This is a genomic window from Paraburkholderia flagellata, from assembly GCF_021390645.1.
Taxonomy (GTDB): Bacteria; Pseudomonadota; Gammaproteobacteria; order Burkholderiales; family Burkholderiaceae; genus Paraburkholderia; species Paraburkholderia flagellata.
Window position 1 is genome coordinate 1040570 of sequence record NZ_JAJEJT010000002.1, and the last position, 26668, is coordinate 1067237.

At 63.7% G+C, this 26668-nt stretch carries 25 protein-coding genes and 3 pseudogenes; 14 read left to right on the forward strand and 14 right to left on the reverse strand.

All coding sequences use genetic code 11. The features are described from left to right. Positions 1–35 precede the first annotated feature (35 nt). The 6 genes and pseudogenes from L0U83_RS19045 to L0U83_RS19065 form a co-directional block, all read left to right on the forward strand. Positions 36–867: pseudogene (locus tag L0U83_RS19045) on the forward strand (FAD-binding oxidoreductase); the annotation flags it as partial. A 71-nt stretch (positions 868–938) separates the two neighbouring features. Beyond that, positions 939–1187 (forward strand): annotated as a pseudogene (locus L0U83_RS40830) (2Fe-2S iron-sulfur cluster-binding protein); the annotation flags it as partial. 112 nt (positions 1188–1299) lie between these two features. Next, entirely contained in the window at positions 1300–2160 is an 861-nt protein-coding gene (locus tag L0U83_RS19050; RefSeq protein ID WP_233885482.1) for a glycine betaine ABC transporter substrate-binding protein, read from the forward strand. Between the two features lie 118 nt (positions 2161–2278). After that, positions 2279–3561, forward strand: a pseudogene (locus tag L0U83_RS19055) (quaternary amine ABC transporter ATP-binding protein); the annotation flags it as partial. Further along, positions 3554–4450, forward strand: a complete 897-nt coding sequence (gene choW, locus L0U83_RS19060) for a choline ABC transporter permease subunit (protein WP_233885484.1) — start codon at positions 3554–3556, stop codon at positions 4448–4450. The pseudogene L0U83_RS19055 and the gene choW, both read left to right, overlap by 8 nt. Positions 4451–4494: 44 nt before the next feature. After that, positions 4495–5487, forward strand: coding sequence for a GlxA family transcriptional regulator (locus L0U83_RS19065; RefSeq protein ID WP_233885486.1), 993 nt, complete (start codon positions 4495–4497; stop codon positions 5485–5487). Positions 5488–5491: 4 nt separating this feature from the next. Here the strand turns inward: L0U83_RS19065 and L0U83_RS19070 are convergent, their stop codons facing one another. Continuing rightward, positions 5492–6607 carry a GlxA family transcriptional regulator gene (locus L0U83_RS19070; RefSeq protein ID WP_233885488.1) on the reverse strand — a complete coding sequence of 372 codons (1116 nt, stop codon included), beginning with the start codon at positions 6605–6607 and terminating at the stop codon, positions 5492–5494. Positions 6608–6635: 28 nt separating this feature from the next. Continuing rightward, a complete protein-coding gene (locus L0U83_RS19075; RefSeq protein ID WP_233885489.1) occupies positions 6636–6854 on the reverse strand; it encodes a hypothetical protein in 219 nt (72 codons plus the stop codon). Here L0U83_RS19075 and L0U83_RS19080 point away from each other — a divergent pair. Beyond that, positions 6853–7116, forward strand: a complete 264-nt coding sequence (locus tag L0U83_RS19080; RefSeq protein WP_233885490.1) for a hypothetical protein — start codon at positions 6853–6855, stop codon at positions 7114–7116. The genes L0U83_RS19075 and L0U83_RS19080 overlap by 2 nt on opposite strands. Positions 7117–7131: 15 nt before the next feature. Here L0U83_RS19080 and purU read toward each other — a convergent pair whose 3' ends face one another. Beyond that, the gene (gene purU, locus L0U83_RS19085) at positions 7132–8013 is read right to left on the reverse strand and encodes a formyltetrahydrofolate deformylase (protein ID WP_233885491.1); all 882 of its coding nucleotides are present in this window, start codon (positions 8011–8013) and stop codon (positions 7132–7134) included. Between the two features lie 262 nt (positions 8014–8275). Here purU and L0U83_RS19090 point away from each other — a divergent pair, with 262 nt between their 5' ends. Then, a complete protein-coding gene (locus tag L0U83_RS19090) occupies positions 8276–8800 on the forward strand; it encodes a plasmid fertility inhibition factor family protein (RefSeq protein WP_233885492.1) in 525 nt (174 codons plus the stop codon). Positions 8801–8822: 22 nt separating this feature from the next. Here the strand turns inward: L0U83_RS19090 and L0U83_RS19095 are convergent, their stop codons facing one another. Further along, the gene (locus tag L0U83_RS19095) at positions 8823–9422 is read right to left on the reverse strand and encodes a LysE family translocator (protein WP_233885493.1); all 600 of its coding nucleotides are present in this window, start codon (positions 9420–9422) and stop codon (positions 8823–8825) included. A gap of 771 nt (positions 9423–10193) precedes the next feature. Here L0U83_RS19095 and L0U83_RS19100 point away from each other — a divergent pair. After that, positions 10194–11438 (forward strand): NAD(P)/FAD-dependent oxidoreductase, encoded by a 1245-nt coding sequence (locus tag L0U83_RS19100; protein ID WP_233885494.1) that lies wholly within the window; start codon positions 10194–10196, stop codon positions 11436–11438. A 70-nt stretch (positions 11439–11508) separates the two neighbouring features. Here L0U83_RS19100 and L0U83_RS19105 read toward each other — a convergent pair whose 3' ends face one another. Both L0U83_RS19105 and L0U83_RS19110 read right to left on the reverse strand, forming a co-directional pair. Then, complete coding sequence (locus tag L0U83_RS19105) at positions 11509–11928, reverse strand: ester cyclase (RefSeq protein WP_233885495.1); 420 nt, start codon at positions 11926–11928, stop codon at positions 11509–11511. Positions 11929–12067: 139 nt separating this feature from the next. Next, positions 12068–12634: a MerR family transcriptional regulator gene (locus tag L0U83_RS19110; RefSeq protein ID WP_233885496.1), complete on the reverse strand. Its 567-nt coding sequence runs from the start codon at positions 12632–12634 to the stop codon at positions 12068–12070. A gap of 74 nt (positions 12635–12708) precedes the next feature. On the opposite strand from L0U83_RS19110, the gene L0U83_RS19115 reads away from it, so the two are divergent. The 5 genes from L0U83_RS19115 (at position 12709) to L0U83_RS19135 (ending at position 15619) form a co-directional block, all read left to right on the forward strand. Next, positions 12709–13140, forward strand: coding sequence for a hypothetical protein (locus L0U83_RS19115; protein WP_233885497.1), 432 nt, complete (start codon positions 12709–12711; stop codon positions 13138–13140). Positions 13141–13270: 130 nt separating this feature from the next. Then, a complete protein-coding gene (locus L0U83_RS19120) occupies positions 13271–13672 on the forward strand; it encodes a hypothetical protein (RefSeq protein ID WP_233885498.1) in 402 nt (133 codons plus the stop codon). A 318-nt stretch (positions 13673–13990) separates the two neighbouring features. Further along, positions 13991–14488, forward strand: a complete 498-nt coding sequence (locus L0U83_RS19125; protein WP_233885499.1) for a murein hydrolase activator EnvC family protein — start codon at positions 13991–13993, stop codon at positions 14486–14488. A gap of 125 nt (positions 14489–14613) precedes the next feature. Continuing rightward, positions 14614–15165 carry a septal ring lytic transglycosylase RlpA family protein gene (locus L0U83_RS40700; RefSeq protein WP_308445052.1) on the forward strand — a complete coding sequence of 184 codons (552 nt, stop codon included), beginning with the start codon at positions 14614–14616 and terminating at the stop codon, positions 15163–15165. 4 nt (positions 15166–15169) lie between these two features. After that, positions 15170–15619, forward strand: a complete 450-nt coding sequence (locus L0U83_RS19135; protein WP_233885500.1) for a hypothetical protein — start codon at positions 15170–15172, stop codon at positions 15617–15619. 146 nt (positions 15620–15765) lie between these two features. On the opposite strand, the gene L0U83_RS19140 is transcribed toward L0U83_RS19135, so the two are convergent. From L0U83_RS19140 to tssE, 8 genes are all read right to left on the reverse strand, one after another. Further along, the gene (locus L0U83_RS19140) at positions 15766–17349 is read right to left on the reverse strand and encodes an alpha/beta hydrolase family protein (RefSeq protein ID WP_233885501.1); all 1584 of its coding nucleotides are present in this window, start codon (positions 17347–17349) and stop codon (positions 15766–15768) included. A gap of 275 nt (positions 17350–17624) precedes the next feature. Next, positions 17625–18020 (reverse strand): DUF4280 domain-containing protein, encoded by a 396-nt coding sequence (locus L0U83_RS19145; RefSeq protein WP_233885502.1) that lies wholly within the window; start codon positions 18018–18020, stop codon positions 17625–17627. Positions 18021–18066: 46 nt separating this feature from the next. Then, entirely contained in the window at positions 18067–18612 is a 546-nt protein-coding gene (locus tag L0U83_RS19150) for a toxin-antitoxin system YwqK family antitoxin (RefSeq protein WP_233885503.1), read from the reverse strand. Between the two features lie 7 nt (positions 18613–18619). Further along, on the reverse strand, positions 18620–20608 hold the full coding sequence (locus tag L0U83_RS19155; RefSeq protein WP_233885504.1) for a type VI secretion system Vgr family protein: 1989 nt from the start codon (positions 20606–20608) through the stop codon (positions 18620–18622). A 31-nt stretch (positions 20609–20639) separates the two neighbouring features. After that, entirely contained in the window at positions 20640–23303 is a 2664-nt protein-coding gene (gene tssH, locus L0U83_RS19160; protein WP_233885505.1) for a type VI secretion system ATPase TssH, read from the reverse strand. Next, the gene (tssG, locus tag L0U83_RS19165) at positions 23300–24430 is read right to left on the reverse strand and encodes a type VI secretion system baseplate subunit TssG (RefSeq protein WP_233885506.1); all 1131 of its coding nucleotides are present in this window, start codon (positions 24428–24430) and stop codon (positions 23300–23302) included. The genes tssH and tssG overlap by 4 nt, the downstream gene beginning before the upstream one ends. Continuing rightward, positions 24394–26181, reverse strand: a complete 1788-nt coding sequence (tssF, locus tag L0U83_RS19170) for a type VI secretion system baseplate subunit TssF (protein WP_233885507.1) — start codon at positions 26179–26181, stop codon at positions 24394–24396. Before tssF ends, tssG begins: the two co-directional genes overlap by 37 nt. Next, positions 26165–26659, reverse strand: a complete 495-nt coding sequence (gene tssE / locus L0U83_RS19175) for a type VI secretion system baseplate subunit TssE (protein ID WP_233885508.1) — start codon at positions 26657–26659, stop codon at positions 26165–26167. The genes tssF and tssE overlap by 17 nt, the downstream gene beginning before the upstream one ends. Between the last annotated feature and the right edge of the window lie 9 nt (positions 26660–26668).

The following is a 26668-nucleotide window of genomic DNA, read 5'->3' on the forward strand; positions in this document are numbered from 1 at the left end:
AAGCGAAAAATGCGGCAAAGAGAGCGGAGTTTGACATGATGCGAGACGCGGCCCAATTCAATCCACTCGATCTCAGCGACAGCCGGGTGACGCGCCCGGCGTTCTGGGGCGCGTTGCCCGAGCGCTGGACGAGCGAGGTTGAGGAAACCCTCGAGTGCTGCCACGTATGGCAGGAAACGCACGACGTGAAGAGCTTTTTCCTGCGCTCGCCGCAGGGCCGCACGTTCTCGTTCGAGCCGGGGCAGTTCCTCACGCTCGAACTCGAGATCGACGGCGAGCCCATCAACCGTTGCTATACGATTTCGTCGTCGCCCGCGCGGCCTCATACCATTTCCATTACGGTCAAGCGGGTGCCCGGCGGCAAGGTGTCGAACTGGCTGCACGACAATCTGCGCCCTGGCATTTCGCTGCGCGTGCTCGGACCGGCCGGCGAATTCACCTGTGCACGTCACCCCGCGCCGAAGTATCTGTTTCTTTCCGCAGGGTCCGGCGTGACGCCGCTGATGTCGATGAGCCGCGCGCATCACGATCTCGCCGAAGACCGCGATATCGTTTTCGTGCACAGCGCGCGCACGCCCGACGACATCATCTTCGCGCGCGAGCTGGAACTGATCGCTTCGAGCCGCGCGAATTTCCGCACGTCGTTCGTCTGCGAAAGGGTGGGCGCGCGCACCGATTGGCCGGGCGTAACAGGTTTTCTTTCCCTGCCGCTCTTGAAGCTCATCGCTCCGGACTTCATGGAGCGCGAAATCTTCACCTGTGGCCCCGCGCCGTATATGAAAGCCGTGCGCGATCTGCTCGACGAAGCCGGCTTCGCGCGCGAACGCTACCACGAAGAGAGTTTTTCATTCGAAGCGCTTACGGCGCAAGCGGATGAACGGGCGACATCACCCCCGGCAGAATCGGATTCGTCCGTCGAAACCGCCAGCTTCAAGATCACCTTCGCGAAGAGCCGCCGCGAGATTCAATGCGGTCCACAACAGACCGTGCTCGATGCCGCGCGCCAGGCGGGCGTACGGTTGGCCTCCTCGTGCAGCCAGGGCATGTGCGGAACCTGCAAGGTCAAGCTCGTTTCCGGGCAGGTGGAGATGAAGCATAGCGGTGGCATACGCCAGCGCGAAATCGATCAAGGCATGGCGCTGCTGTGCTGCTCGAAGCCGCTGTCCGACCTCGTCGTCGATAAATGAGGCCGGCGTCGCGCAACGACAAGAACACGTCGCAAATCGACGTTAGCCGCAGATTGTGGCGGGCGAATCTGCATAGGCACGGGGCGCTTGCCCATATCACAGGAGATCGACCATGAAGCGGGCTGGAAAATTTTTTTGGACCGGTGTGTTATCGGCGATGGTGAGCATGAGCGCCCCGGCGTTTGCCGACGGCAAGCCAACCTTGAAGATCGGTTATGTCGAAGGCTGGGACGACAGCGTGGCGACTTCGAACGTGGCCGCGCGCATCATCGAGAAGCGCTATGGCTATCCGGTGCAGCTCGTGCCCGTCGCCGCCGGCATCATGTGGCAGGGCGTGGCGCGCGGCGATCTCGACGCGACGCTTTCCGCCTGGCTGCCCGTCACACAGGGCGCGTACTGGGCGCAATTCAAGGACAAGGTGGTCGATCTCGGCACGAACTTCCCGGGCGCGAAGATCGGCCTCGTGGTGCCTGACTACGTGAGTGCGAAGAGCATTGCCGATCTCAACGCGGACAAGTCGGCGTTCGGCGGACGCATCGTCGGCATCGACGCGGGCGCGGGCGTGATGCGCAAGACCGACGAGGCGGTCAAGCAATATGACCTCAGCTACAGCGTGATGCCCAGTTCGGGCAGCGCGATGACGGCTGAGCTGGCGCGCTCCGTGGGTTCGAAAAAGCCTGTGATCGTCACGGGCTGGACCCCGCACTGGATGTTCGCCAAGTACAAGCTGCGCTTCCTCGACGATCCGAAGAACGTGTACGGCGCAGCCGAACACGTGGACAACGTGGCCAACCCCGAACTGGAGAAGAAGGCTCCGCAGGTGGTGGCGTTCCTGAAGAACTTTCAGTGGAAACCGGGCGAGATCGACAGCGTGATGCTGGCGATCCAGAACGGTGAGAAGCCCGACGCCGCCGCCGACACGTGGATCGCCGCGCACGGCGACCGCGTGAATGCGTGGGCGGCCACGCAGTAATCGTCAGCGCAAAAAACGGCAGGGGGCCCGCCGTGGCCCTGCCAGACCCGTGCCCGTTGCGGGGCGCGCGCAGTGCGATTGTGCACGTGCAGCACATGATTTTCCTGATGCGGCGCCGTGTCGCTTTTGCGTAAGCGTCTGTCGCAATTCGCCATCCCGGCAGGGCTTTTTCTGGCAACCATGTAGACATACCGTGCGGGCCGGCGCCTGCCGTTCGAGGAGACGGAGTCGATGAAATCCCCCAAGATCGTGGTCGATGGACTATGCAAGGTGTTCGGGCCCAACCCGAAGCTTGCACGTGAGCTGCTCGCGAAGGGCGCAACAAAGGACGAGCTATTCGCGAAGACCGGCTATGTGCTCGGCGTGAACAACGCGTCGTTCGAGGTGCACGAGGGCGAGATTTTCGTGCTGATGGGGCTTTCCGGCTCGGGCAAGTCCACGCTGATCCGGCTCATCAACCGGCTCGTGGAGCCCACCGCCGGCAAGGTCATCATCGACGGGCGCGATATCGCCGCCGTGCGGCGCTCGGAGCTGGTCTCGCTGCGCCGCACCGACATGAGCATGGTGTTCCAGTCGTTCGCGCTCATGCCGCAGCGCAGCGTGCTCGCGAACGCCGCGTTCGGTCTCGAAGTGGCGGGCGTAGGGCGCAAGGAACGCGAGCGGCGCGCGCTCACCGTGCTGGAGCAGGTCGGCCTCGCGGCATTTGCGCAGAAGCTGCCCGCCGAGCTTTCGGGGGGCATGCAGCAGCGTGTGGGTCTCGCTCGCGCGCTCGCGGTGAATCCTTCTCTCATGATCATGGACGAAGCGTTTTCCGCGCTCGATCCGCTCAAGCGCAAGGAAATGCAGAACGTGCTGCTGCAACTGCAAAAGGAGCAGCGCCGCACGATCATGTTCGTCTCGCACGACCTCGAGGAGGCGCTGCGCATTGGCAGCCGCATCGCGATCATGGAAGGCGGGCGCATCGTGCAGATCGGCACGCCGCAGGAAATCATCAGCAATCCTGCCGATGACTACGTGCGCGCATTCTTCGACGGCGTGGACACGAGCCGGTATCTCACGGCAGGCGACCTCATGCAGCGCGAAGCCGTGCCGCTCATTCGCTCGCTCGACGCGAAGAGCGTGGCGTCGTCGCTCAACGGCAGCGCCGAATACGCCTTCGTGCTGGACGCTCAGCGGCGCATCAGCGGCTTCGTCACGCGCGATGCGATCGGTGCCGCGCAGCCATCGCTCAGGAAAGTCGAATGCATTTCACTCGGCATGCCGCTGGAGCAGGTCGTTACGCGCGTGTGCGCGAACACGACGGCGTTGCCCGTAGTCGACGACGAGGGCCGTTACTGCGGCTCCATCGATCAGGCCGCCGTTCTGAAGGTCATTACGCGTAATCGAGGTGCCCATGTCTGAGATCATTCCCGTCGGCCAGTGGGTCGATCAGTCGGTTCACTATCTGCTCGACCACGACGCCAACAGTTTCGACGCCGTCGGCCGGGCGATCGAGGGCTTCGCCGCACTCGTCGAGCACGGCTTGCAGGCCATCCCCATGTGGGCGCTCATGGCGCTCTTCATCGCGATCGGCCTGTGGCGCGTGGGCTGGCGCTTCGCAATCTTTGCAACGTGCTCGCTATTGCTGATCTACGCGACCGGCTTCTGGGATCAGACCGTCGTGACGCTTGGCCTCACGCTCTCATCAACGGTGATCAGCCTCGTGATCGGCATTCCGCTCGGCATCTGGACGGCGAAGAGCAAGCTCGTGCAGACCATCGTGCGGCCCATACTCGATCTGATGCAGACCATGCCGGCCTTCGTCTATCTGATTCCCGCCGCGATGCTGTTTGGCCTTGGCCGCGTGCCCGGCATTCTCTCCACCGTGATTTTCGCCATGCCGCCCGCGGTGCGCCTCACGAGCCTCGGCATCAAGCACGTGAACCGCGAGATCGTGGAAGCCGGGCAGGCGTTCGGCTGCACGCCGTGGCAGTTGCTGTACAAGGTGCAGTTCCCGAATGCGCTGCCCTCCATCATGCAGGGCGTGAACCAGACCATCATGATGGCGCTTTCCATGGTCATCATCGCTTCGATGGTAGGCGCGGGCGGTCTTGGCAACGATGTGCTCGCAAGCATTCAGCGGCTGGATATTGGCCTGGGTTTCGAAAGCGGACTCTCCGTCGTGCTGCTCGCCATCATTCTCGACCGCATCACCGAAAGCTTTGGCCGCGCACCGGGCGCTGTGAAAGCACCGTTGTTCTCGGGGCTCAAGCATCTGATGCGCGTGCGGCCCGCCGTCGTCGAGGCATAACCGTTGAAATAACACGATCAACCGCCGTTCCCGAGGAGCGCAATGTGACGACCGACATCGCCGTGCCCGAGCCCGAAACGCGCACGGCATCGTCTCTCAGGCATTTCGGTTTCCTGACCTTGCAGAACTTCTCGATGATCGCGTTTTCGAGCGCGGTCGAGGTTCTGCGCATGGCGAACTACGTGGGGCGCGCCGACCATTACCGCTGGTCGATCTACTCGCTCGACGGCGCACCGGCCCGTGCAAGCAACGGCATCACGGTGCGCCCCGCGCAAGCGCTCGACCCGGCGTGCCTGCCCGACGTGCTGATCGTGTGCGGCGGCATTCGCATTCGCGAGATCATGAGCGAAGGCGTGCGCGCCACGCTCGCCATGGTGGCGCAGCAGGGCGTGCCGCTTGGCGGCATCTGCACCGGCGCTTACGCGCTGATGGCGAGCGGGTTGCTGGACGGTTATCGCTGCGCCGTGCATTGGGAGGATCTCACGGTCCTGCACGAAGAGTTTCCGCGCGTGCGCTTCGCCGATGAGTTGTTCGTCGTCGATCGCGACCGCCTTACCTGCACGGGCGGCACCGCGCCGCTCGACCTGATGCTCGATCTCGTTGGCGCACGCCTTGGGCAAAGTCTTGCCGCCAAGGTGTCCGAACAGTTCATCCTCGAACGCATTCGCGGCTCGACCGATCTGCAGCCCATACCCGTCGATGCGCGCGTGGGCTTTTCGCGCGCCGAACTGGTGGAGGTCGTGCGGCTGATGGAGGCGAATATCAAGGAGCCGCTCTCGCTGGAGGAACTGGCGCGCCTCGTGCGGCTTTCGCAACGGCATTTGCAGCGGATGTTCAAGGCGTATCTGAACGTCTCGCCAACTCATTACTACCTCACGTTGCGCCTGAAGCGCGCGCGTGAATTGCTGCGCACGACCGATACCTCGATCTCGCATGTGACGGCAATTTGTGGGTTCAATTCACCGTGCCACTTCAGCAAGGCGTACCGGGTGCAGTTCGGACATGCGCCAAGCCATGAGCGGCGCGGGGCGGAATGAAAAGTTAGTGTAACGAAGCGTTGATGCCGATGCCGTCGGCGGGTTCGGCCAATGCAGCGTCGTTGCGCAACAGCGCATCGAGGTCTGCCAACTGCGTGGCGTCCTGCCCGCTGCGTTGCGCGCGAAACATGACGGGCGGCACACCGAACTGCTTGCGGAACTCGCGGCCCAGATGCGAGGCGTCCGAAAAGCCGCAACTCGACGCAATATCGGCGACGGTGCGGTCCGAACTCGTGAGCAGCCAGGCGGCAGTGCGCAGGCGCAGGACATTGGCGAACGCGCGCGGGCTCTTGCCGGTTTCCGCCTTGAAGAGCCGTTCGAGCTGCCGCGGCGAGAGGTTCAGCTTGCAGGCCAGTTCTTCCAGCGGCACGTTGCGGCCAACCTGCTGCTCCATCAACAGCACGGCGCGCTTGACCTTCGGGTGCGTGGCGGGTTCGAGGCCTGGCGGGTGCGGCTGGGGTGCATTGCCCTTCTGCATTTCGCCGACCAGCAGAATGCGCAGCGCCTTTTGCACGGTCGCGTGGTCGAAGTGGCGCAGCAAAATGGCGGCGGCGACGTCGATCGATGCACGCCCGCCCGAGCACGTGATGCGGCGGCGGTCGATGGCGAACAGGCGGTCGGCAACGATGGCGTCGGCATTGACGTTTGGGAAGCGCTCGATGAAGTCCCAATAGTGAAACCAGCTCACGCAAATACGGTGGCCTTCCAGCACGCCGGCGCGCATGAGTGCGAACACGCCCGTGCAGATCCCGACCACTGTCGTCTCGCCGCTGGCCGCGCGGCGGATGTACTGCAGCGTGGCTTCGCTCGCGTGCGGGCCAGAGTGGAGCAGTCCGCCCACGACCACCAGATAGTCGACTGGCTCGGCGTCGGCAAAGGTCTCCCACGGCGCGATCTGAATGCCGCAACTCGCACGCACGGGTGCGAGCGTTTCGCCGATCACGCGCCACGAGCAGCGCACCGGCTTGCTGTAGTCGCCTTCATCGGCGGACAGACGCAGCATGTCGACGAAACCGGAGAACGCGGTCAGCGTGAAGTTCGGCAGCAGCACGATGCCGAAACGGATGCGCTCCTTGGGAGCGGCGTCGAAAGAAACGGCGGTGGCGAGTGTGTCGGACATGGAGGCTCAGGAAAGCGGCGATGCGAGTTCAGCCAAGCATCCCCGATATGGCCCCGCGGCGCTTGTCGTTTTCCGCCATCGATCTTCGCAAATGCGAAATCAGCGGGATGTTCAGGGAATACACCCCGCATGGCGGGGCGGTTCCGTCGCCGTGGCGCGTTCGTTCTAGCGGCTGCGCCGCCGCTTTGGTCAACTCGCTAGTGGGCACGCGCCCCACGCCGAAACCATCCACGAGGCCTGCTTTCATGCCGCGCACCGAAACCGTCGAACTCAACAAACGCGCCTGTCACGGCGACGCGCAAGCCGCGCTCGCGCTGCTGGAGCAGAGCATGGCGCGCGGGCACGGGCGCATCGGGCTGCTGCGCTATCTGCAGGCGCGCTGCGTGGGCGCGGCGCTCGAGCAGCGGCATCACGACTACGCGCAACGGGTGGCCAGCAAGATGAGCGAGCGCCCGTTCGCCGCGCTGGTGGCGCAGGCGCAGCGCCGCCACCGCAATGCGGCGGCATGAACGCCCACGCCCCGCTCACAGCACGACGGTGCGCCCGTCGTTGATGAAGACCCGGCGCTCGAGAAATACCCGCACCGCGCGCGCGAGCGTCACGCATTCCACGTCGCGCCCGACGGCCAATAGACGCTCGGGGTTCAGCGAGTGGTCGACCCGCTGCACCTCCTGCTCGATGATCGGGCCTTCGTCGAGATCGTCGGTGACGAAGTGAGCCGTCGCGCCGATCAGCTTGACCCCGCGCACGTGCGCCTGGTGATAGGGGCGCGCGCCCTTGAAGCCAGGCAGGAAAGAATGGTGGATGTTGATGGCGCGGCCGGCGAGCTTCTGGCTCGTCTCGTCGGAAAGAATCTGCATGTAGCGCGCCAGAATCAGCAGCTCCGAACCGGTCGAGTCGAACAGGTCGAGGATCGCGGCTTCCTGTTCGCGGCGTGTTTCCGGCGTAACGGGAAGATAGTGAAACGGCAGGTCGTGCTGTTTTGCGAGCGGTTCGAAATCGCGGTGATTCGAGGCAATGCCCGCAATGTCCATTTGCAACTCGCCCATACGCCAGCGAAACAACAGGTCGGCAAGACAGTGTTCGAGCCTGGAGACCATGATGAGCACTTTGGGACGCACCCGCAGATCGTGGATGGCCCAGGTCATCTCGTGCCTGCGGCCGACGCTCGCGAACTCGTCGCGCAGGCTCGCGAGATCGAAGCGCTCGCCCGCGCCAGCCTGCACGACCTCGTGAAAGACGCAGCGCAGGAAAAAGCGCGTGCTGATGTCGTCGTCGAATACCGTGAGTTCGTCGATATAGCCGCGGTGCGCGTCGAGAAAGCCGGCGACCGCGGCAACCTGCCCCGCGGCGGCGGGGCAGGACAGCGTGAGCACATAGCGGTGCTGCGGGTCTTCGGTGGGCATGCGCGTTCTCCTCGTGTCGTGGTGCGCCCGGTGCATCTTGCGGCTCGTGCCGGGGCGCTGGCGTGATGGCGCAAGTAAGCCACCAATCGGCACGCGGCACATAGAACCCACGCGCTGTATCGCGAGAATGAATACGCCAAATCAGCGCCAAACCCGGCGCCAACTCGAAGAAGACCGCTTTTGCCCTGATGGCTGTCGCATTCCTCCTATCCCCCGTTTTTTTTCAAGGCAAGCATAGGGCGGTGGCTAATCGGGAGCGGAGATGGAGAGTTACCTGGGTGTGCGGGCGAGCGCGTGGAATGGGCAGCGTGGCGCGCTTTTTCGCGTGCATACGTCGGTCGCCGACGTGTATCTGTCGGTGAGCCGCTCGAACTACGGCAACGAGGAACGGGCCGTGGTCGAAGTGGACTGCGCGCGCCTGCTCAGGCTATGGCGGGACGCGCCGCGCTGCGAGCACGCGGGGCTGGCAAATCTGGCAATTCTGGCAAGTGGAAATCCGCAGACATGGCGAGCGCACCCGCGCTTCGAACTGGCCGCCGAGGGCTTCAGTTTCGGCGAGCACGACCCCGTGCCGCTTGCTGAGGTCAGCTGCCAGGCGAGCGCCGTTGTGCCGTACGTTACGTTCACGGATGGCGTGATGCGGACCCTCTGGCTTGCCGCGTACGCAGCGAAGTCTTTTCCGGTGGAGTGCGGCGTGCACGAAGCCGAAGCGCTGCAGCGCCTCGCTGGATCGGCCGGCAGCCGCTGGCGCAGCGTCGCCGAACTCGTTCCGCCACAGGCGGCTTGAGGTTGGTAACGACGCGGTAGCGTCAGTGGGCGAGCGCCCACATGAGCGACACGGAAAAGGCGCCCACTACGACGGACGCGCAACGCTGAAAGAACGCCGGACGAATGAACGGCGCACGCCCATTGCGCGGCGCGGCGCCGATGGCGATCCACGTCAGGCCAATGGGGATCAGCAAGACCGCGAAGATCGCCATGGCCTGGAGCCACGCAATGACGCTCGCGAACGCCGCGGGCGGAAAAATCGATCCGGCGAACAAAATGGCCTTGGGATTGAGCACCGTGGCGCTGAACAGCGTGCGCATACCGATCACGCCGTTTGCCGACGTTTCGATCGAGTTTGCCGTGAACCAGAGACGCAAGGCGAGCCACGCGAGATAAAGGCTGCTGGCCACGCGCAGAACGTTCGGCAGCCAGCTCAGCGAATGCGACGCATGGGTAAAGCAAAGCCCCCAGACGGTTATCGACACCAGGTAGCCGGCCAGTTCGGCGGCGGTCAAATGCGCGCTGTGCCGCAGACCCTGCCTCAAACCGGCGGCGGCGAGCAGGGTGTTGGTCGGCCCCGGCATGAGCAGCACGATCGCGCAGCCCGAGACCATCAGCCCGATGGTGGAGAGGGAAAGCATCAAATGGCGATTGGAGGAATAGGGGCTCGGGTTATTAGAGGCTGGGGGTAGGGCCTATCGTAGCCCATGTCGCGCGCAACCATCGACTTGGCGACGTCGCGTCTGGAGCGGGTCTGTCCGGGCCGATACAAGCGTGTGCCGAGTATTTAAATTATTGATTCAAATGAGACGATTGATGCGTAACAAATCGTCTCAAATTATTTCGGCGCTTGTCTTCCCGGTCGCAAAGGGGGCTTCGGTGAGTCCATCTCTCCATCCAGCGTTTTAAGTCTGCCAGGTCCATCCCACTGTCCACGTGAATAAGCGCGGCGCGTTGCGAATACGAGTGATTTCGGGCGTGTTCTAACGGCCTATCGCTCTCCCTCCCGTTGCCGTCATTCGCGCGGGAGGGCCAATCACATCAAATCCTTCCTTTGTGTTCCGACCGCGAGATTAAAGTCGCGCGCCTGGCCTCCCTCAAACCACCGTCACGTGACCAGGTGTAACGCCTGCGGATCAGTCACGGAAAGCTTTCGCAAAATTAATAAGGATTCCAATTCAAGAAATCTGACTAATATCAGTTTGATTTGGATACCGATATATTTTATCGATATTGGCGAAGGGCCTCGTTGATGAGAATAGGCATTGCAAATGCAAGGGCGGTGCGAGGGATGTCAAAATCACGGCGTCACGCAGCGCAGTGCGCTTGCATTGGGCATACAAGACGTAACAGGACGTAACAAGACGCACAGAAGGGATAGGACTATGGCAGAGAGCACTGGAGAAGCAGTTATGACCCCATCCACGCGACGCGAAGCCGTCGATGTGGCGATCATCGGCGCGGGCCCCTCGGGCGCGGTAGCGGCGGCGTTATTGCGCAAGGCCGGGCGTTCGGTGCTCGTGCTGGAGCGCCAGCATTTCCCGCGCTTTTCGATTGGCGAGAGCCTCCTGCCGCAAAGCATGGCGTACCTCGAAGAGGCCGGCATGTTGCAGGCGGTAGTGGAAGCTGGCTTTCAGTACAAGAACGGCGCGCATTTCGTATGGCGCGATCAGGGGACGTCGTACGACTTTCGTGACAAGCATTCGGCGGGCTGGGGCACGACATACCAGGTGGAGCGTGCGAAATTCGACGAGCTGCTGATCAACTGTGCCGCGCAGCAGGGCGCAGAAGTGCGCTTCGGTCACACCGTGGTCGCCATGCGCACGGGCGACGCGCCGATGCTGGAAGTCGTCGACGAAAGCGAGGCGCGCTATGAAGTGCACGCGCGTTTCGTGCTCGACGCGAGCGGCTTTGGCCGCGTGCTGCCGCGCCTCCTGAATCTGGAGGCGCCAACCGGTCTGCCCACGCGTGCCGCGATCTTCAGTCATGTGCGCGACGGCCTGCCGCTGGACGCCTTCGATCGCAACAAGATTTGCATCGCGACGCACCCCGAGCGCCGCGACGTATGGTTCTGGATGATCCCGCTCGCGGGCGGCCGCTCGTCGGTTGGCTGCGTCGCCGACGCCGCTTTCCTCGACGTGCCCCAGGCGGAACGCGAGGCGCGGCTGCGCGCGCTCATTCGCAAGGAGCCGACCCTGAACCGCCTGATCGGCGACGCACCGTTTCTCATGCCCGTGAACCAGATCGGCGGCTATTCGGCCAACGTGGAACGACTGCATGGGCCAGGCTATGCGCTGCTCGGTAACGCTGGCGAGTTTCTCGATCCGGTGTTTTCTTCGGGTGTCACGATAGCGCTGCGTTCGGCGCATCTGGCCGCGAAGGTGCTCGAGCGCGCGCTCGGCGGCGCGGCGGTGGACTGGCAGACTGAATACGACGTGCCGCTGCGCAAGGGTATCGACACATTCCGAGCGTTCGTCGAGCGCTGGTACACGGGCGAGTTGCAGGACATCATTTACTACCCGCGCCAGACGCCCTTGATCCGTCGGATGATTAGCTCGGTACTGGCGGGCTACGCGTGGGACGAGAGCAATCCTTACGTGGCGGACCCGGTGCGCAGGCTCAATGTGCTGCATGAGGCGTGCATGCGGTCCATGTAGCAAGTGGGGATGGCCGCATGTCGGGATAGCACCTGCGGTCGGTCAAAGGGCCATCCCGGCTTTCGCGGCTTCATTGGCCCGGTGGACGAACCGCGCCTAGCTGGATCATCAACCCGAGTGTGTCCATGATGAGGCGCGTTTCCTTGATCCTGTCTTCCTGAAAGCGGTCGATGACCATGCCCCATACCTTGATGGAGCGTCCCGTAGCGTCCACGCCGAGGAACGCTCCCTTGTGCGTGCCCGTCCACTCGAAGCGGGTCAGCACGCGGTCACCCTCGGTGAGTTGTTCCTCGACGCGCCAATGCATGTCCGGGAACGCGGCTCGCATCCCTCGCACGACATCCTTGAGGCCCTCGATTCCCGGACCCTGCCCGGGGAACGGCACCTGCTCGACCATGTCCTCCCAGAAATACCGGTCGGCGGCGTCGATCTGCCCTTGATTGAGGACTTCCTCGATAAACGCGCGAACTATACCGCTTGTCTCATGCATGGGATGAAAGCCTCCTGGCTGGAAGATGGGATGGGAAAGCCGGTTGCTGCAGATTAGGCGGGCAAGCGTAACGACGCCCGGCGGAGTCGCGTGAAAACGTGCGGTGGCGCACATTCCGGGCTTTGACGGTCAATGACCTTCACGAGCCTGCGCGGCCTGTGGCTGCGCTGCCCGTGAGTTTCGCGCGCCGGCGGATTGCTTTCACCTCTTCGCGTGTCAGCCCGAGCGAAACCAGAAACGCTGCGTGCGAGTCTGGGTTTTCCGCCTCGAACCCGGCATGCCATCTGTCCATCTCGGCCTCGTCGAAGCCTGCGCAACGCAGCATCGCAACCCATGCGTTCTTGCCACGTTGCTTGCCACCCCGGCGAAACGATGGTTGCGCGAGCAACGTTGCAATGACCTTTTGACGTTCCTTGAGACGCGAAATCTCCGCCGTCAATGCCATTAAATGCGCTTCGAGGATCTGTGCCGCGGCGTTGCCCTCGCTCTCGAGTATGTCGCGTATTGCGGCCAATGGCAGCCCCGCGGCCCGGTAGGCGCAGATTGCGCGCAGGCGCTCGTGTTGTGTCTCGTCGTAGAGCCGGTAGCCCGCGGTGCTGCGAGCGACCGGCATCAGCAAGCCGAGCGCTTCGTGGTGCAGGAGCGAGGAGCGCGAGAGTCCTGCCTCGCGTGCCAGTCGTCCTAAAGTGAACCTGGTGCGTGTCATGACGGCAAGGGAAGTCGGTCGGGTGAGAGAAAGCCACATCGCGCTTCGGGCCGGGCCAGCAATTCGGGCGAGTAGTGTTCGGCGACAAGCGCGCGGCAATCGCCGGTAAACACCGGTGCATGGGCAAGAAATCCCTCGAACGAATGCCATGGATTCGACGCGCCGGCATGCGCCATGAGCCGGATCAGCGCTTCGGTCATTGTACGGTGGTATCGATCCGGCGCGCCGAGATGCGCAGCGTATTGCGCAATGCCGGCACAGGTCCGCTCAATGGCCTCTTCCAGCGGGTTACGCTGCAAGTGAATCCACGTTACACGCAGATGATTGCGATGATTGAACGCAGCCGGTGGCAACTGGCAAGTGAGGAAGGCTTCGAGAAAGGCGTCGTCGGTGAGATGGTGGGTCGTTTCCACGGTTCGACACAATGTTCGTTAAACAGAACGTCGATCATGAAGGTGACTACGGTAGTCGGGTCAAGCGGAATTTCGGGTATTGAAGCTCCATGACGAATGCAAAAGACCCGGCTGCAATCGTCATCGCGCGAAGATCCGCTTTTGACGAAACTTGGCAATTGAGTGATTTAAAACGGAATCATTTTCAGCGATGAGCCGCTGTCTTCAATCTAATTCGTAAAGGATGATTAAATCCGAGAAGGGGACGAAAGAAGACGTGAATAGTCGATATACGATGCGCGCTTTAGTTTGTCTTGAGTTCACCACCTCAATCATGAAACGCAGCGTCATCCTGTTTTTGCTCGCGTGTATCTGCGTCGCCATTTCGTGCGCTGCGCACACTGTCATGAAGAACGTGCCGGAGCGCAACGTGTCCCACGCGGCCGACACGCCGTTGACGCCAGTCATGCGTCACCCGCAGCTCGACAGAAGCTATTGGGGGCTCGCGCACACCTTCCACCAGCGCGGCGGCAAGCGTCGCAATCGGGGTTGCAATCATGGTCAGTTCCAGGAGCAGCCCTGTTCCGGAGCAGACAGGCAAGAGCGCGATCCGTCGAACACGCCGGCAGCCAAACACGACGCGTAGCTCCACATGAAAGCGACACCACTTCGAGATTTGGGCCTCGGGATGAATATAAAGATCGGCGATAGATGCGTTGCAATTGACCTTCTGCGACGCCGTGCACGCTTCGCGATTCCAGTGCTTTGTGCCAGCGCGCTCCTGGCGAGTGGTTGCACTAGCACGGCTGGATCACCCGGTTGTGAGCCGCAGGCGGGTACATTCGCACGCGAAGCACTTTTTCCAGCACGCGCTGGATACTACCGTGCCAACAGTGGCGACACTGTCTCATCGGTGGCGTCCGGGCTCTCGCGCGATCCATCGTTGATCGCCCAGTGGAACAGTATGTCCGTCGACTCGACTCTCGTAACGGGTCAACTGTTGCGCGTCGCGCCGGTCGCAGGGGCAGTCGCGGCACCCTCTGCGCCAGCGTGCGAAGCGCAGCCCGGAGGAAACAACGCCGGAAAGCACGAACTCGCGTGGCCGGCGAACGGTCCGGTTCTGAAAGCGTACGGAACGGACGGCTCCAGAAATATGGTGATTGCCGTCGCTCCTGGTGCTCCTGTACGTGCCGCGCGAGGCGGCCGGGTCGTGTACGTCGGTAGCCAGGTCAAGGCGTACGGAAAACTGATCGTGATTAAGCACGATAGTCACCTTCTGACCGCGTATGGCAACACGGGACGAGTCCTTGTCCGGGAAGGTGCTGTCGTCACCAGGGGGCAGGTCATCGCGGATGTGGGCGATCAGTCGGATGAAAACCGCTCACTCATATTCGAGGTTCGGCAGGACCGTGTTGCCGTCGATCCCGCGACATTCCTGCCTGCGTGCCAACAGGCAATGTGAATTCGACAGAGGGCGGAAACAAAGCGCAAGACCGCTCAAGCAGACGGTTCTTCGAGGCGACTGCAACGCATGTCATCCAGCTCTGTATCGACCTGCCGTATTCATAGACAACACAGGTTAATCCCGTGATCAGAAAGACGCGTCATATCAGGTTGGCCATCATGATGTCTGCGGCGGCTGTGCTGGCCGGCTGCGCGCGGAACCCCCTGGCCCACAATTCGAAGGTCACGGCACCGCGCAATGACTCTGGAAGCAACGATCATCCGGAATCCGAACATCCGGGCGCCGTTTCTCCTGAAACGTCGCGCGACAGCGCACTGGGACAACGCGTGTTCCGCCAGTCGGGCGTTGCCTCGTGGTATGGACGCGCGTTTAACGGTCGTCGCACGGCAAACGGCGAGCGCTTCAACACGAACGCCATGACCGCCGCGCACAGAACCTTGCCGCTCGGTTCGTATGTGCGAGTGACACTTGAGCGTACTGGAAAATCCGTCACCGTCCGTATCAACGATCGCGGACCGTTTTGCTCCCATCGAATCATCGATCTTTCATACGCTGCGGCATCCGCATTGGGGATACAGAGAACAGGAACGGGTCGCGTCGTAGTCGAAGCGGTTGGTTCGACGACTCTATTCCAGGCCAAATCGCGAAAAGGCGAAAGTCAGAGGCTTGGCTAAGCAGATGAGAACCCGTCCGGTGAAGGCAGGCAGGCCATTTTTGACAAAGGCAATGCTCCTGCCGCTGCCTGAGTCACGCGTCCTGGCCTTGTCACTCGAGCATCATCTTTCCCTGGCGACGCTTCGCGCAGGTCGCGGCGACTTCTATCAAATGAGTTGCCTGTTGAGGGCAATTTATCTCTCATACTTCATCGATGGTGAACTGAAAGACGTCACCCCAGTGTTATTCACCTGCGCAGAACAGGCACTCGGCAAAATCGTCGATCGGCAGGAGAGCGGGGAGGGTTGGTCAATTGCGGTTGACGAATGGCGGGTGATCACCCCGATACTAGCCATACTAGACCGTCAGCTATCCTGCGTTTCACGACACATCTTCGAACGGGCGTGGGCACGTTTGCTGAACTTTGTCTCCAGCGATCTGGAATCGCCGATTCGCGATGAACGACGGCAGTAGCTCGTCGTACATCTTAACCAAGGTGATTCCGTTGAAATCTGCAGGCCAGGTAAATGGATTCTGCTTCACTGCATCCCATCGTCCTGGCCTCCGAAACTCGCGATTGATACCGTGATTTTCGCGGTAACTCGATACTTACCCGTCAGTCAGAAGTTGCCGAAGAAGCCGCGCGCCGCGACCATGCAGAACGGCGCGACGATGCCGCCGTGGTAGTCCTGGAGGACGGCGGACATGCCGCCATCCGTGGCGCCCGCCTGGACCGCCTGTGCGGCGACTGCCGCTTCGGCCTGAGCAAAGCCTGCCTTCACTGCGGCAAACGGATCGTTCGCGACAGGCGCGGAATCGACGTCCAGCACGCTCGTCAGGCCCGGCGCAACTTTGGCGTTTTTCCAGTAGGCCTGTTCGATCGCCGCGTTGAAGAAGAACACGGTCGGGTCGAGGTGGCCACCGCATAGCAGCACGGGTGAGCGCGGCACCCAGTTGCGCAGATCGTTGCGCTTGAAAGCCTGCCGCAGCGGCTGAGCCGGAGTCGCAGCCGGGGCCATCGCAGCGCTCGGCGTGGGATACGCGCCATCCGGGTTGACGATCTGGTCTTCGAGGATGCTCAGACGATAGCTATTGCGCACGAGATTCGCTGTGCCGAATCCCAACGCGAATAGCGGCGTCAATTGAGCAGGCGCGAGGGGTGGCGCAAGAGGCGGCGTCAACGAAGCGAACTGCGGCGCAGGCGGCGTGCTGCTGAAGAGTTGCGTTGCGGGCAATTTTCCGCTGGCGAACAACGCATCCATCGACGTGACGCTCGGCAGCAGACTTTCTATGCCGGGGGCATAGGCCGCCTCGAAAAAGTCGCCTGGCTTGCGATAGATATTGCCGTATGCGTGCTGGTAGCTCGTGGTCACCAGCACCGTAAAAATCGTCGAGCCGAGGTCGACCTCGCCCTGGACCAGCGCGTCCGCCATCGCGCCGAGCGCGTACGGGCCCGAGCCGGGTGCGGAGGCCGTGACGTTGATCCCGGCGGCCTGCAACGCGCGATGGGTGGCGAGCGCCACGTAGCCGCCCTGCGAATAGCCGGTGACGAACAGCTTGCCGTTCTCTCGCGTCTTGTTTGCCGGGTCGGGAAGGGCCATCGCGAAGCGGGCCGCGCGTAACGAATCGATCATATCGGCCGACTGCTGGTCACCGTTCAGATAGGGGTGGTACGGCAATGGCGAGCCTGCGTAGCCGGCATAGTTGCTTGCCACGACGATATACCCTTGCGCCGCGTAAATCGCCGCCACGGCAATGCCTTCGCCGGCGCCGTCGCCGTTGGCCGGGTCCGTTTGGGTAATGTCGGCGATGTTGTAGTTGCGGTAGGTAGTCGTTCCGTGCGCATACAGCATGAGGGGGCGCGGACCCGTACACGAGGCGCCGCCGCCAGGAATCATCAGCGCGGCGCTGGACATCGTGGGTTCTCCTGCGCCGCCTATCGTGAGGTAGCGGAAGTACTTGATTTCGATATCGCAGCGCGGCGTGCCGGCGACCTGCAGCAATTGCTGGCCCGTAGCGTTCGTTCCTAAAAGCTTCGTGAAGTCACCCGCGCTCAGGCGCAAGCTCGTTCGTTGCTCGACCAACTGGCCGCGGAAAAAGCAGCTCAAACCGCTGCAGGTTGAACCGGCCTGCACGACAACGCTGGCGCTCGACAAAAAGAAAGCCAGCAGTACCCAACCCGTCTTAAGAATCGCTGCTCGCATTTCACGCTCCGTTTTTGTTGGTGTTCGGAAAATGGGGCTGCCTTGCAGAGTCAAACGAGTATAGGTAAACGAAATCGCTGATTGCTACTTGTTGTGGGAACAATTTTCCAGTGAAGCGTCTTATGAAGAAATTGCGCCAGCATTTCGTAGGAGGAAATGAGCGTATGTAATTAAACTTTATGTGCGAAGCCTGATCGCAAAATGAAAGCACACCCAGTTCGCTCAGGTCCGAGTTTCGTCCCCCCCGGCGATGGCTGTATTCGCAACGGGACGCTTTACGGCACGAGCGTAGAAACCTGCCCCGGCTGAACCACCTTGATCACGCCGCCCCACATGCAAACGAGCGTAGCCTGAGCATCCAGCGTCGGCATAGCGCCGAGCGTGACGGTTGGCGCACCACCAGGAATCCATGGCGACGGCGTTGCCGGAACGCAGGGCATGGGCGTGAAAACGCCCAGGGCAGCGGCAGTTGCGGCGATCACCGTGGGGTTCGCCGGGCTTTGGCACAGGGCGAACGGCGTGATATTGGCGACGGGAATCGAGTCGGCAATCGTCGCGGCAGGCACCCCGCCCACGAGCACACGATTGACAGGCATAACGTTCAGCGTGCCTGGCGCGCCGCCAAAGGAACATTGGAGTGTGGCGCCGGCGCAGACTTGTGGACTTGTCATCGTGTGGCTCCTTTTCGTGTTGCCATGCGGGCTTTGCAGGCCGGAATCAGGCCGAAGACGGATTGGCGAGCGATTGCCACCACTGCTTCCAGCGTGGCAGCGGCTTGCCGTCCGCCGCTATCGGACGGCGGTCGTCGGTATAGCGTTTCGCGGCTTCGAGCGGCTTTCCCGCGTTGAACGGTTGCCGCAGCGCGAGGGACCCATTCGGATGGAAGCGTTGCAAGACGCCATGCAGCTTGCCGTTGCGGTAATGCGCTTCTTCAAGCAGCGTGCCGTCGGCCAGCCACGTGCGCGAAATGCCGTGCAGCACGCCGTGCGCGTAGTGGGCCTCGCGCTGGATCTTGCCGTCGGGGAAATAGAAAAGCGTTTTGCCGTCGAGCTTGCCGCTCGCATATTGCACCTGCGCCGAGGGGCTACCCTCAGGATAGAAGTAGGTGGCTGGACCGCTGAGCACACCGTTTGCATAACGAATCATCGCCACGGGACGGCCTTCGGACTCGATGCGAACCGGACCGTGCAGCACGCCGCCCAGCGTCGAGCCTTCGATGCGCGTGTCGTCGCGTTCTATTGTGACCGGCTGAATCGTCTCCATGTTCGCCTCAGTTGATCTTCACAATGCCGCCCTTGACCACCAGCATGCCGCCTCCGTCCACCGTCTGCTGCACGGCGCCCTTGTTCGTCACGCTCTGCGCCTCGTTCGAAAGCGTGCCGTCCGATTTGTTGGTGAGCGATGTCCCGGCCTGATTCGTGAGCGCCACAGCAGCCTGATTCGTAAGCGATGCATCGCTCTTCGCCGTGAGGTTGCCCGTGCTTTGCAAGGTGAGCGTTCCGCTTACCTTGATGGTGAGGTTGCCGTCCACGGTGAGCGTCATGTTGCCCGTCACGGTCTGATCGAGATTGCCGCCCACCGTGCGCGTTTCGTTGCCGCCAGCTTTCACGGTGCGCGCGCCTTTGATGTCGACCGTTTCGTCGCCGGTCTTCACCGTCGTGCTGCGGTTGCCTTGTTCGACCGAAAGCGTATCGTTGCCTTCCTTGATCGTATGTGTACGGTCGTTCTTGATCGTGCTGGTTTCGTTGTGGTCGATGGTCCACGTGGCGTCGTTGATTACTTTGGCATTCAAGTCCTTCTGCGCCTGCAGGAAAACTTCTTCGCTGTCCTGCTTGTCTTCGAAGCGCAGTTCGTTGAAGCCGTTGCCCCCCTTCGAGGTATTCGTCTTGATGCCGGACTGCGTCTGGTTGTCGGGCAGCGTATAGGGCGGCAAGTTCGCCCCGTTATAGACGCTGCCGGTGATGAGCGGCCGGTCGGGATCGCCGTCGATGAAGGTCACCACGACCTCGTCGCCCACGCGCGGCATGAACTGCATGCCAAAGCGCTTGCTCGCCCAGGGCTGCGCCACGCGAATCCAGCATGAACTCTGCTCGTCGTTCTGGCCGTCACGGTCCCAGTGAAATTGAACCTTCACGCGGCCATACTGATCGGTCCACAATTCCTCGCCGCTCTTGCCGACCACCGTCGCGGTCTGCGTGGGCATGAAGGGCCGCGGCGTCGTGCGTGCGGGGCGCCAGGCCGTCGCAAAGGGAAACGCTTCGAAGCGGTTGCGATAGCGGTTGTGATCGGCTTCGTGGACCACGCTGCGCACGACCCATTCGATGTTGGCGTCGCTCGATTCGTGATCTGCCAGCGTGAAGCGGCAGCCCGGCGCGAGCGCGCGGCAATCGCTTTCGCCTATGAGCAGCCGTGTGGGCGCGCGCAATGCGTCCACACGATGCTTTGAAAGCGTGGAGCCATCGCCGCTGGTAGCGTAGCGTCCCGGATACTCGTACACGCCGTGTCCGTTCGATGCCGCTTGCGCCTGCGAATAGAGTTGTGCGCTCGGCGTTTCCCATGCGTAATCGGTATGCGAGAAGATGCCGGTGGCCGTTTCTTCGACGACCTCGCAGTGAACGATCTGCGTCGATTCGCGCGCGCCACTCGTGCCGCCCGTGTAGTGCAGCGTCGCGTCGCCGGGCAGCGGCGTGAAGGCGTCGTTACTGTCGGCAATAACGAGTGTATGGCTACCTGTATCGTGGCGGAAAAAATAAAACCAGCCTTCCTCCTCACAAAGACGGCTGACGAACGCAAAGTCGGACTCCGCGTACTGCACGCACCATTCGCGCGTGGCAGGGGTGCCCGTGACCGAGAACGAGTAGTCCGTCAAGCTGTGACCCGCCAATACCGCCTGAATGATTTCCTGAGCGTTTTTACCCTGAAATATGCGGTTATTTCGTGAGAGCGTGAGGAGCCAGAGCCACGAGCGCAACTCGAGCGTGAAGTGGCTCGTGTCCACCGTGGAGGGCAACTGCGCGGCGCGCGTGCACACGGCATCGATGAGGCGCGGCGACTCGCCCCACGCGAGCGAGAGCGTTGCATGATTGCCGGTCATGCCCGAAGGCGCGGGTGGCGGCAATCCTCCATGGGCGCGCAGCGTCAGTGCGGTGGGGGCGTCCAGTGCCTCGCGCGCATCGAAACTGGCGGGAAAAAGCGTGCTGAACGCACTTCCGGTGAGGCTGATGCGTGCATCGGTAGCGGCGAAAATGGGGCGGTTCATCGTCTGGATTATGTTCGGGTCGTGTGCGTCGTCATTCGAGCGCCCACTGCGCGAGCGTGCCGACCAGCTCGTTCATGAGCACGTTGTCGATCTCGCGCGCGCCGCCCGCGGCGCGGCAGCGCGCGAGCACGGCATCGATGATCCGGCTGTCGAACGCGAACTGCTTGCCCGTGGCGTCGCGGTAGCGCGTGCGCAGTTGTTCGAGCTTCTTTTCGATGATAGCGCGCAACACGGTGTCGTCGAGCGCGGCATACGGCACGGCGGTCATGCGGGCGAGGAACGCGGGGCGAAACGCCTGCCGCAATTCCTCGTGCAGCCGCCGCGAAAAGGCGTCGGTGGCGAGCGTCGCGGCCGGCGTATTGAGCAGCAGTTCGGCGCCCACGTTGCTGGTCGCGAGGATCACGGTGTTGCGAAAATCCACCACGAGCCCAGTGCCGTCTTCCATCACGCCCTTGTCGAACACGTTATAGAAGGCTTCGAGCACATCGACATGCGCTTTTTCGATCTCGTCGAGCAGCACGACACTATAAGGACGCCTACGCACTGCCTCAGTGAGCTGGCCGCCGCTCGCATAGCCCACGTAGCCCGGCGGCGCGCCGCGCAACTGCGAGACGGCGTGCGCTTCCTGGTACGCCGCGAGGTCGATCACGATGAGATTGCGCTCGCCGCCATAGAGCGCGTCGGCGAGGGCGTAGGCCGTCTCGGTCTTGCCGACGCCCGTCGGCCCCACGAGCAGGAATACGCCGACCGGGCGCAACGGGTCGGCGAGTCCCGCGCGCCACGCCTGGATGCGCATCGCGATGCGGTCGAGCGCAGCGTCTTGTCCGACGATGCGCTGTGCGAGGCGGCCCTTGAGCGTGCGCACGGCGTGGGCTTCGTCGGCAAGCATCTTGCCCACCGGAATCCCGGTCCAGCTCGCGATCACGGCAGCGATGGCTTTCGAATCCACGCACACCGGGACCATGGGGTCGTCGTCGCGAATCGCTTCGAGGCCGCTTTCGAGGCGCGCCAGTTCGGCGGCGAGGTCTTCGCGCGGGTCGGCGGCTTCGTTGCTTTCGTTCGCATCTTCGCTCTCTGGCGGTTCTTGCGCGCCGGCTTTGGATGGATCGCGAGATTCGGCGTCGAGTGCGACGAGGCGCGCGCGTACCGCGAGAATCTCGCGTACGGTCGCCGCCTCGTCGTGCCAGCGCGCTTCCAGCGTCTCGACGAGCGCTGCGTTATGCGCATGTTCGGCTTCGAGCACGGCGAGGCGCTGTGTGTGGTTCGCGCCGAGCACCGTTTCCGTGCGCAGGCGCAGCAGTTCGTCGTCGAGCGCGAGCTGCCGGTGCCGGGCCGCTTCGAGTTGCGGCGGCGTGTCGTGCTGCGCCAGCGCGACGCGCGCGCACGCCGTGTCGAGCACGGCGATCGCCTTGTCGGGCAACTGGCGCGCCGAAATGTACCGGTGCGAGAGCTTCACCGCATCGACGATGGCGGCGTCCAGGATCGTCACGTTGTGATGCGCTTCGAATTTTTGCGCCAGCGCGCGCAGCATGGCGATGGCCGTCGGCTCGTCAGGCGCTTCGATCTGGACGAGCTGGAAGCGCCGCGCAAGTGCCGGATCGCGCTCGAAGTACTTCTTGTATTCGAGCCACGTCGTGGCCGCGATCGTGCGCAGTTCGCCGCGCGCAAGAGCGGGCTTGAGCAGGTTCGCGGCATCGCTGCCGCCTTCCGCACCGCCCGCGCCGATCATCGTGTGGGCCTCGTCGATGAAGAGCACGACCGGCCGAGGCGAGTGCCGCGCCTCGTCGATCACCGCGCGCAGGCGCCTCTCGAATTCGCCTTTCAGGCCCGCACCCGCCTGCAGCAGCGCGAGGTCGAGCATGCGCAGCGAGACCTCCGCAAGCGGCGGCGGCACGTCGCCCGCCGCAATGCGCAGCGCGAGACCTTCGACCACGGCCGTCTTGCCGACGCCAGGCGCGCCCACGAGCAGGGGGTTGTTCTGCCGCCGCCGCAACAGGATGTCCAGCGTCTGGCGGATCTCCGCATTGCGCCCAACGATCGGATCGATGCGTCCAGCACGCGCTTCGGCGGTCAGGTCGAGCGTGTATTGGTCGAGCAGGGCGGACGCGGGCGCGGCGGCCTCCAGGGCGCTAGCTAGTGCGGGGATGCTCGCGTTGTCGGCTATGGCCGCTTCGAGCGGCACGTCCGGCGGTATCGGTACAACGGGCGCAAGCGGCACCGCCGCCTCGCCGGGCGCGAGCCAGACGGCGAAGTTGGCGCGCAGCGCTGCGCTCGCCACACGCAGCAGCGTCGGCGCCGCATGCACGGTGCGTGCGCGCAGCGCGTCGTTTTCGAGCAGCGCGATGAGCAGCGTCGCCGCACGCACGCGCGGCTGCTGGAGCACGACGGTGGATTGCACGAGCGCGTCCTGGAGCCACACGAGCAGGTCGGGCGAGAACGACGGCATGCCGGTATTGCCGCGTTTGAATCGCGCGATGGCCATGCGGATTTCGGCGCTCAGCGCGGCGCGGTCCACGCCGAAGTGCGGCAGCACGCACGCGAAGTCGCCGCCCTCGGGTTCGGCGAGCGCGAGCAGCCAGTGCTCGATTTCGACCACGAAATGCGTCTCGCGCAGGCATTGTGCCGCTGCGCGTTCGAGCGCTTCGCGCGGTTCGCGCTCGAGGCGCGCAACGAGCGTCTTGAGATCGAGCGTCACGGCGCGGTACGCCCCTGGATGTCGTCGGGCGCAAGGCACGTGAGGCGCGCAGGCGCCGATTCCGCCGCGCCTGCCCAGGCGGTCCAGCCTAGCCGCGGCGGCACGTGCTGCGAAAGGCGCGCGCGCGGCAATTCGCCTGCTGCGAGCTGCAGTTCGAGATGCACTTTGAGTTCGGCGCCGAACCACTCAGCGGCCAGCGAATGCAGCGCTTCATGAGCCGGCGCGCCCGGCAGCAATGCTTCGTACTGCTCACGTCGGAGCGGCCCGAGGCGCACGCGGATGCCCTGGTGTTCGTCCCAGATCCTCGTGCCCGCAACGGCGTCCTGGCCGAGCCGCCGGTTGCGGCCGCCCGAGCCGATGGCTGTGCGGCTCGCGGGGGGCAGCGTGCGCCAGCCGCCCGCGAACGGCGTGGAGCGCACATGCACGCGGAAGTGATGAAGCACCATGACATCGAAGCCCGCGAGCGAACGCCGGCGGTTCGCAAAGAGGCCCGCACGCGCCAGTACGGCGCGCATGTCGAGCGGCTCGGGCGGCGCTGGCGCTTCTTGCGCCGCTTGCGTCACAGGGTTGCCGTATGCGAGCGAACTCAGTGAGGCGTTGCCCGTGAGCGCGCGCAGCACGACATCAGCCGAACGCTGCGCGGTGGCCGGCAGCGGTTCGGCGCTGCGGTACTTGCGCTGCGCGCGATAGAGCAGTGCCAGCAGCCGGTGCTGGAAGATGTCGAGAAACGCCGCTGCCGAGCGGTCTTTGCGGCGCAGGCGGTCCTGCAGCCATTCCTGCCATGCACCGGGCAGTGGGCCGTTCGGCCCGCCCAGCGCGAACGCATTGACCTGGAGTTGCGGCGGTGCGGCATGGTCGGAGGGTTCTTCGCCCGCCTGTGGCGCAAAAGCGAGCGAGCGCGGCAGGCCGCGCCGCAATGGCCCGAGCGCGCTTGCGGGAAACGCGGGAGAGAGATTGCCGCTCAACGCGAGCGCTTCCTGGCTGGGGTCGAGCCCGGTGCCGAGCGGCTGGGCATGCGGCTGCAGCAATTCGAGCAGGCGCACGGCCTGCGTGAATTCGAACACATGCGGCTCGTCGAACAGCCGCTGCGTCAGAGAACGAGCGGGCTGCCCATCGTCGGCCGCCATGTGCGGATCTCCCGACCGTCGCGCACGAGCGAGGTCTGTACGAAACGGTTGACGCTCGCATAGAGCGAGAAGAATTGCGCGAGCACGCCGGAAAAGAGCACGGTGCTCGCGCCCACGAAGCTCGCTTCATCGAGTTCGATACGCACGCCAAGTCCGTTGCGCCAGCCGCGCCAGCGGTCCGCGCCGACATGCGCGACGATCGGTTCGCTCGACACCGACACGAGTCCCGCGATCTGGCGCTGCGAGGGGGCGTGTGCGCCGAGATTGTGGAGCATGAGCATTTCACGCAGCGACTGCAGCGCTTGCGGGCCTTCCACGATCGACGCGTGGTTGAGCACGAGTTGCGACACGAGACGCCAGCGCGACGTGCCGTCGAGCGCGGCCACGATCTGCGGCGTGGGGCGATGCGCAATGCGCACCCTCGCCACGGGACCGGGCACTTCGAACGAGAGCGCGGCGCCCGGCGCCAGCCGATGCGCGAGATGACGATTGGTGCACAACAGGTCCGCGGTGAGCGTGCGCGCCGCGGGCGCGGCGGGATTGAAGCGCGTGTCGACGAAGGTGAGCATGACGTCGCTGCCGGGGCGCGACGCATGCAGGCCGCTCACGCGCCGCGCGTACCAGTAGACGGCCGAATCCGCGCCGTGCATCGAGCCATACCAGGGCGCCACTTCTGTTACCGTGCGGCCGGCCACGGCGCGCACATTGCGCACGGCGTAGATCTCGGTGCTCGATTCACGATGCGCGTCGGGACTCACGCGCATTTCGCGCGCCGTGCCGTCGGGCCGCAACGGCTCTGAAGTGCGTGCGAACAGATTGAGCGCGCTCGCGCAGCCGAGCTGGATATCGTGCGTGTGCAACGTGAAGCGTCCGCGCGGGGCGGCCGTGAAGCCAATCACGAGATCGAGGCTCTCACCGGCATCGGCGGGCGGCTTGAACGGCAGGTCGAAAAACGCGAACTTCTCGGGAAATGCGAAGTATTCGACGAGCAGTCGGCAGGCCGGATGCGCGCCGTCTTCGAGCGGGAGGAGCGCGTCATCCTCGTCGAAGCCAACCGGGCGGGGCAGACCTCGTTGTTCGCGCAACGTTCCGTCTGGCGCTTGCAGCCAGGTGGCGGCGCTGTGCGCGCCGAGCAGATCGTAGAGCGCAGCGGACGTGACGGGCGAACCCGCGAGGCGCACGCGCAAACGCTCGATCGGCAGCGCGCCAAGCTTGTGTGGCCCAATCCCGCGCAGCGTGAGACGCAGCGCCGATTGGAGCGATGCGTTACCCGTGAGCGCCTGCGTTTCCTCGGCGTCGAGCAACTGGGCCGCGCCGAGCATGAGCGGCCAGAGCGTGACATCGCTGCTCGTGCGCCAGTGGATTGTCGTGCCGCTTGCGTCCACGTGCATGAGAGGCGTGTCGCGCGGCACGCGGTATCCCGCAGCGATGCTGCCTTGCGTCGGGTCCGGCTCGAACTGCACGATCGTCATGGAAGGCACAGGTCGCGACGCATACGGATAAAACTGTTCGAGCAGGCCATCCGTGAGCGTGGTGTATTCGTCGTCGAGCGTGCGCTGGATGCGAGCAGTTAGCACGGCGAAGCTTTCGATCAGGCGTTCGACGTTCGGATCGGCGCTTTCGCCGGGGCCGAGTTCGAGCCGCCGGGCGATCTTCGGATAACGCTGCGCAAAGCCTTCGCTCGCGCGGCGCAGATAAGTCAGCTCGCGCTGGTAGTAGTCGAGCAGTTGCGCATCAAGCGAGTCGTTCATCGACGATCCCGATGGACTGCGTTTCGCCGTCCTGCCCGGCGACATAGGTGACGACGTGCTCCACACCGTCGCTGCCGCGCAGCGTTCCCCGAATGCGCAGGCATAGGCGCCAAGGCGCCATTGCGTCCGCTTCGATTTTCACGCGCGGGCCGTGAAGGCGCGGCTCGAACGCGCGAATGGCCTCGGCCACTTCGCGCTCGATGACCGCCCGGTCTTCCGCGCGCGCCGCACTTTGTCCGCTCCAGTCGGGCAGGCCATAAAGCAGCACGTCCGGCGCGCGCGGCACGCGCGGCGTGCCGCGGCGCGTATTGAGAAGGCGCAGCAACTCCGAGCGAACCGACGCGCGCAGGCCGGCCGCGTCGAGCGTGCGCGCGGCAAGTTCGTCAACGGACTCGTGTGCGTCGAAAGGCGCGTCGTCGGCCAGCCGCTCGAAGAGCGGCATGGGCGCGATGGCGATGAAGGGGCGGACGTTCGCCACAGGCGCGCG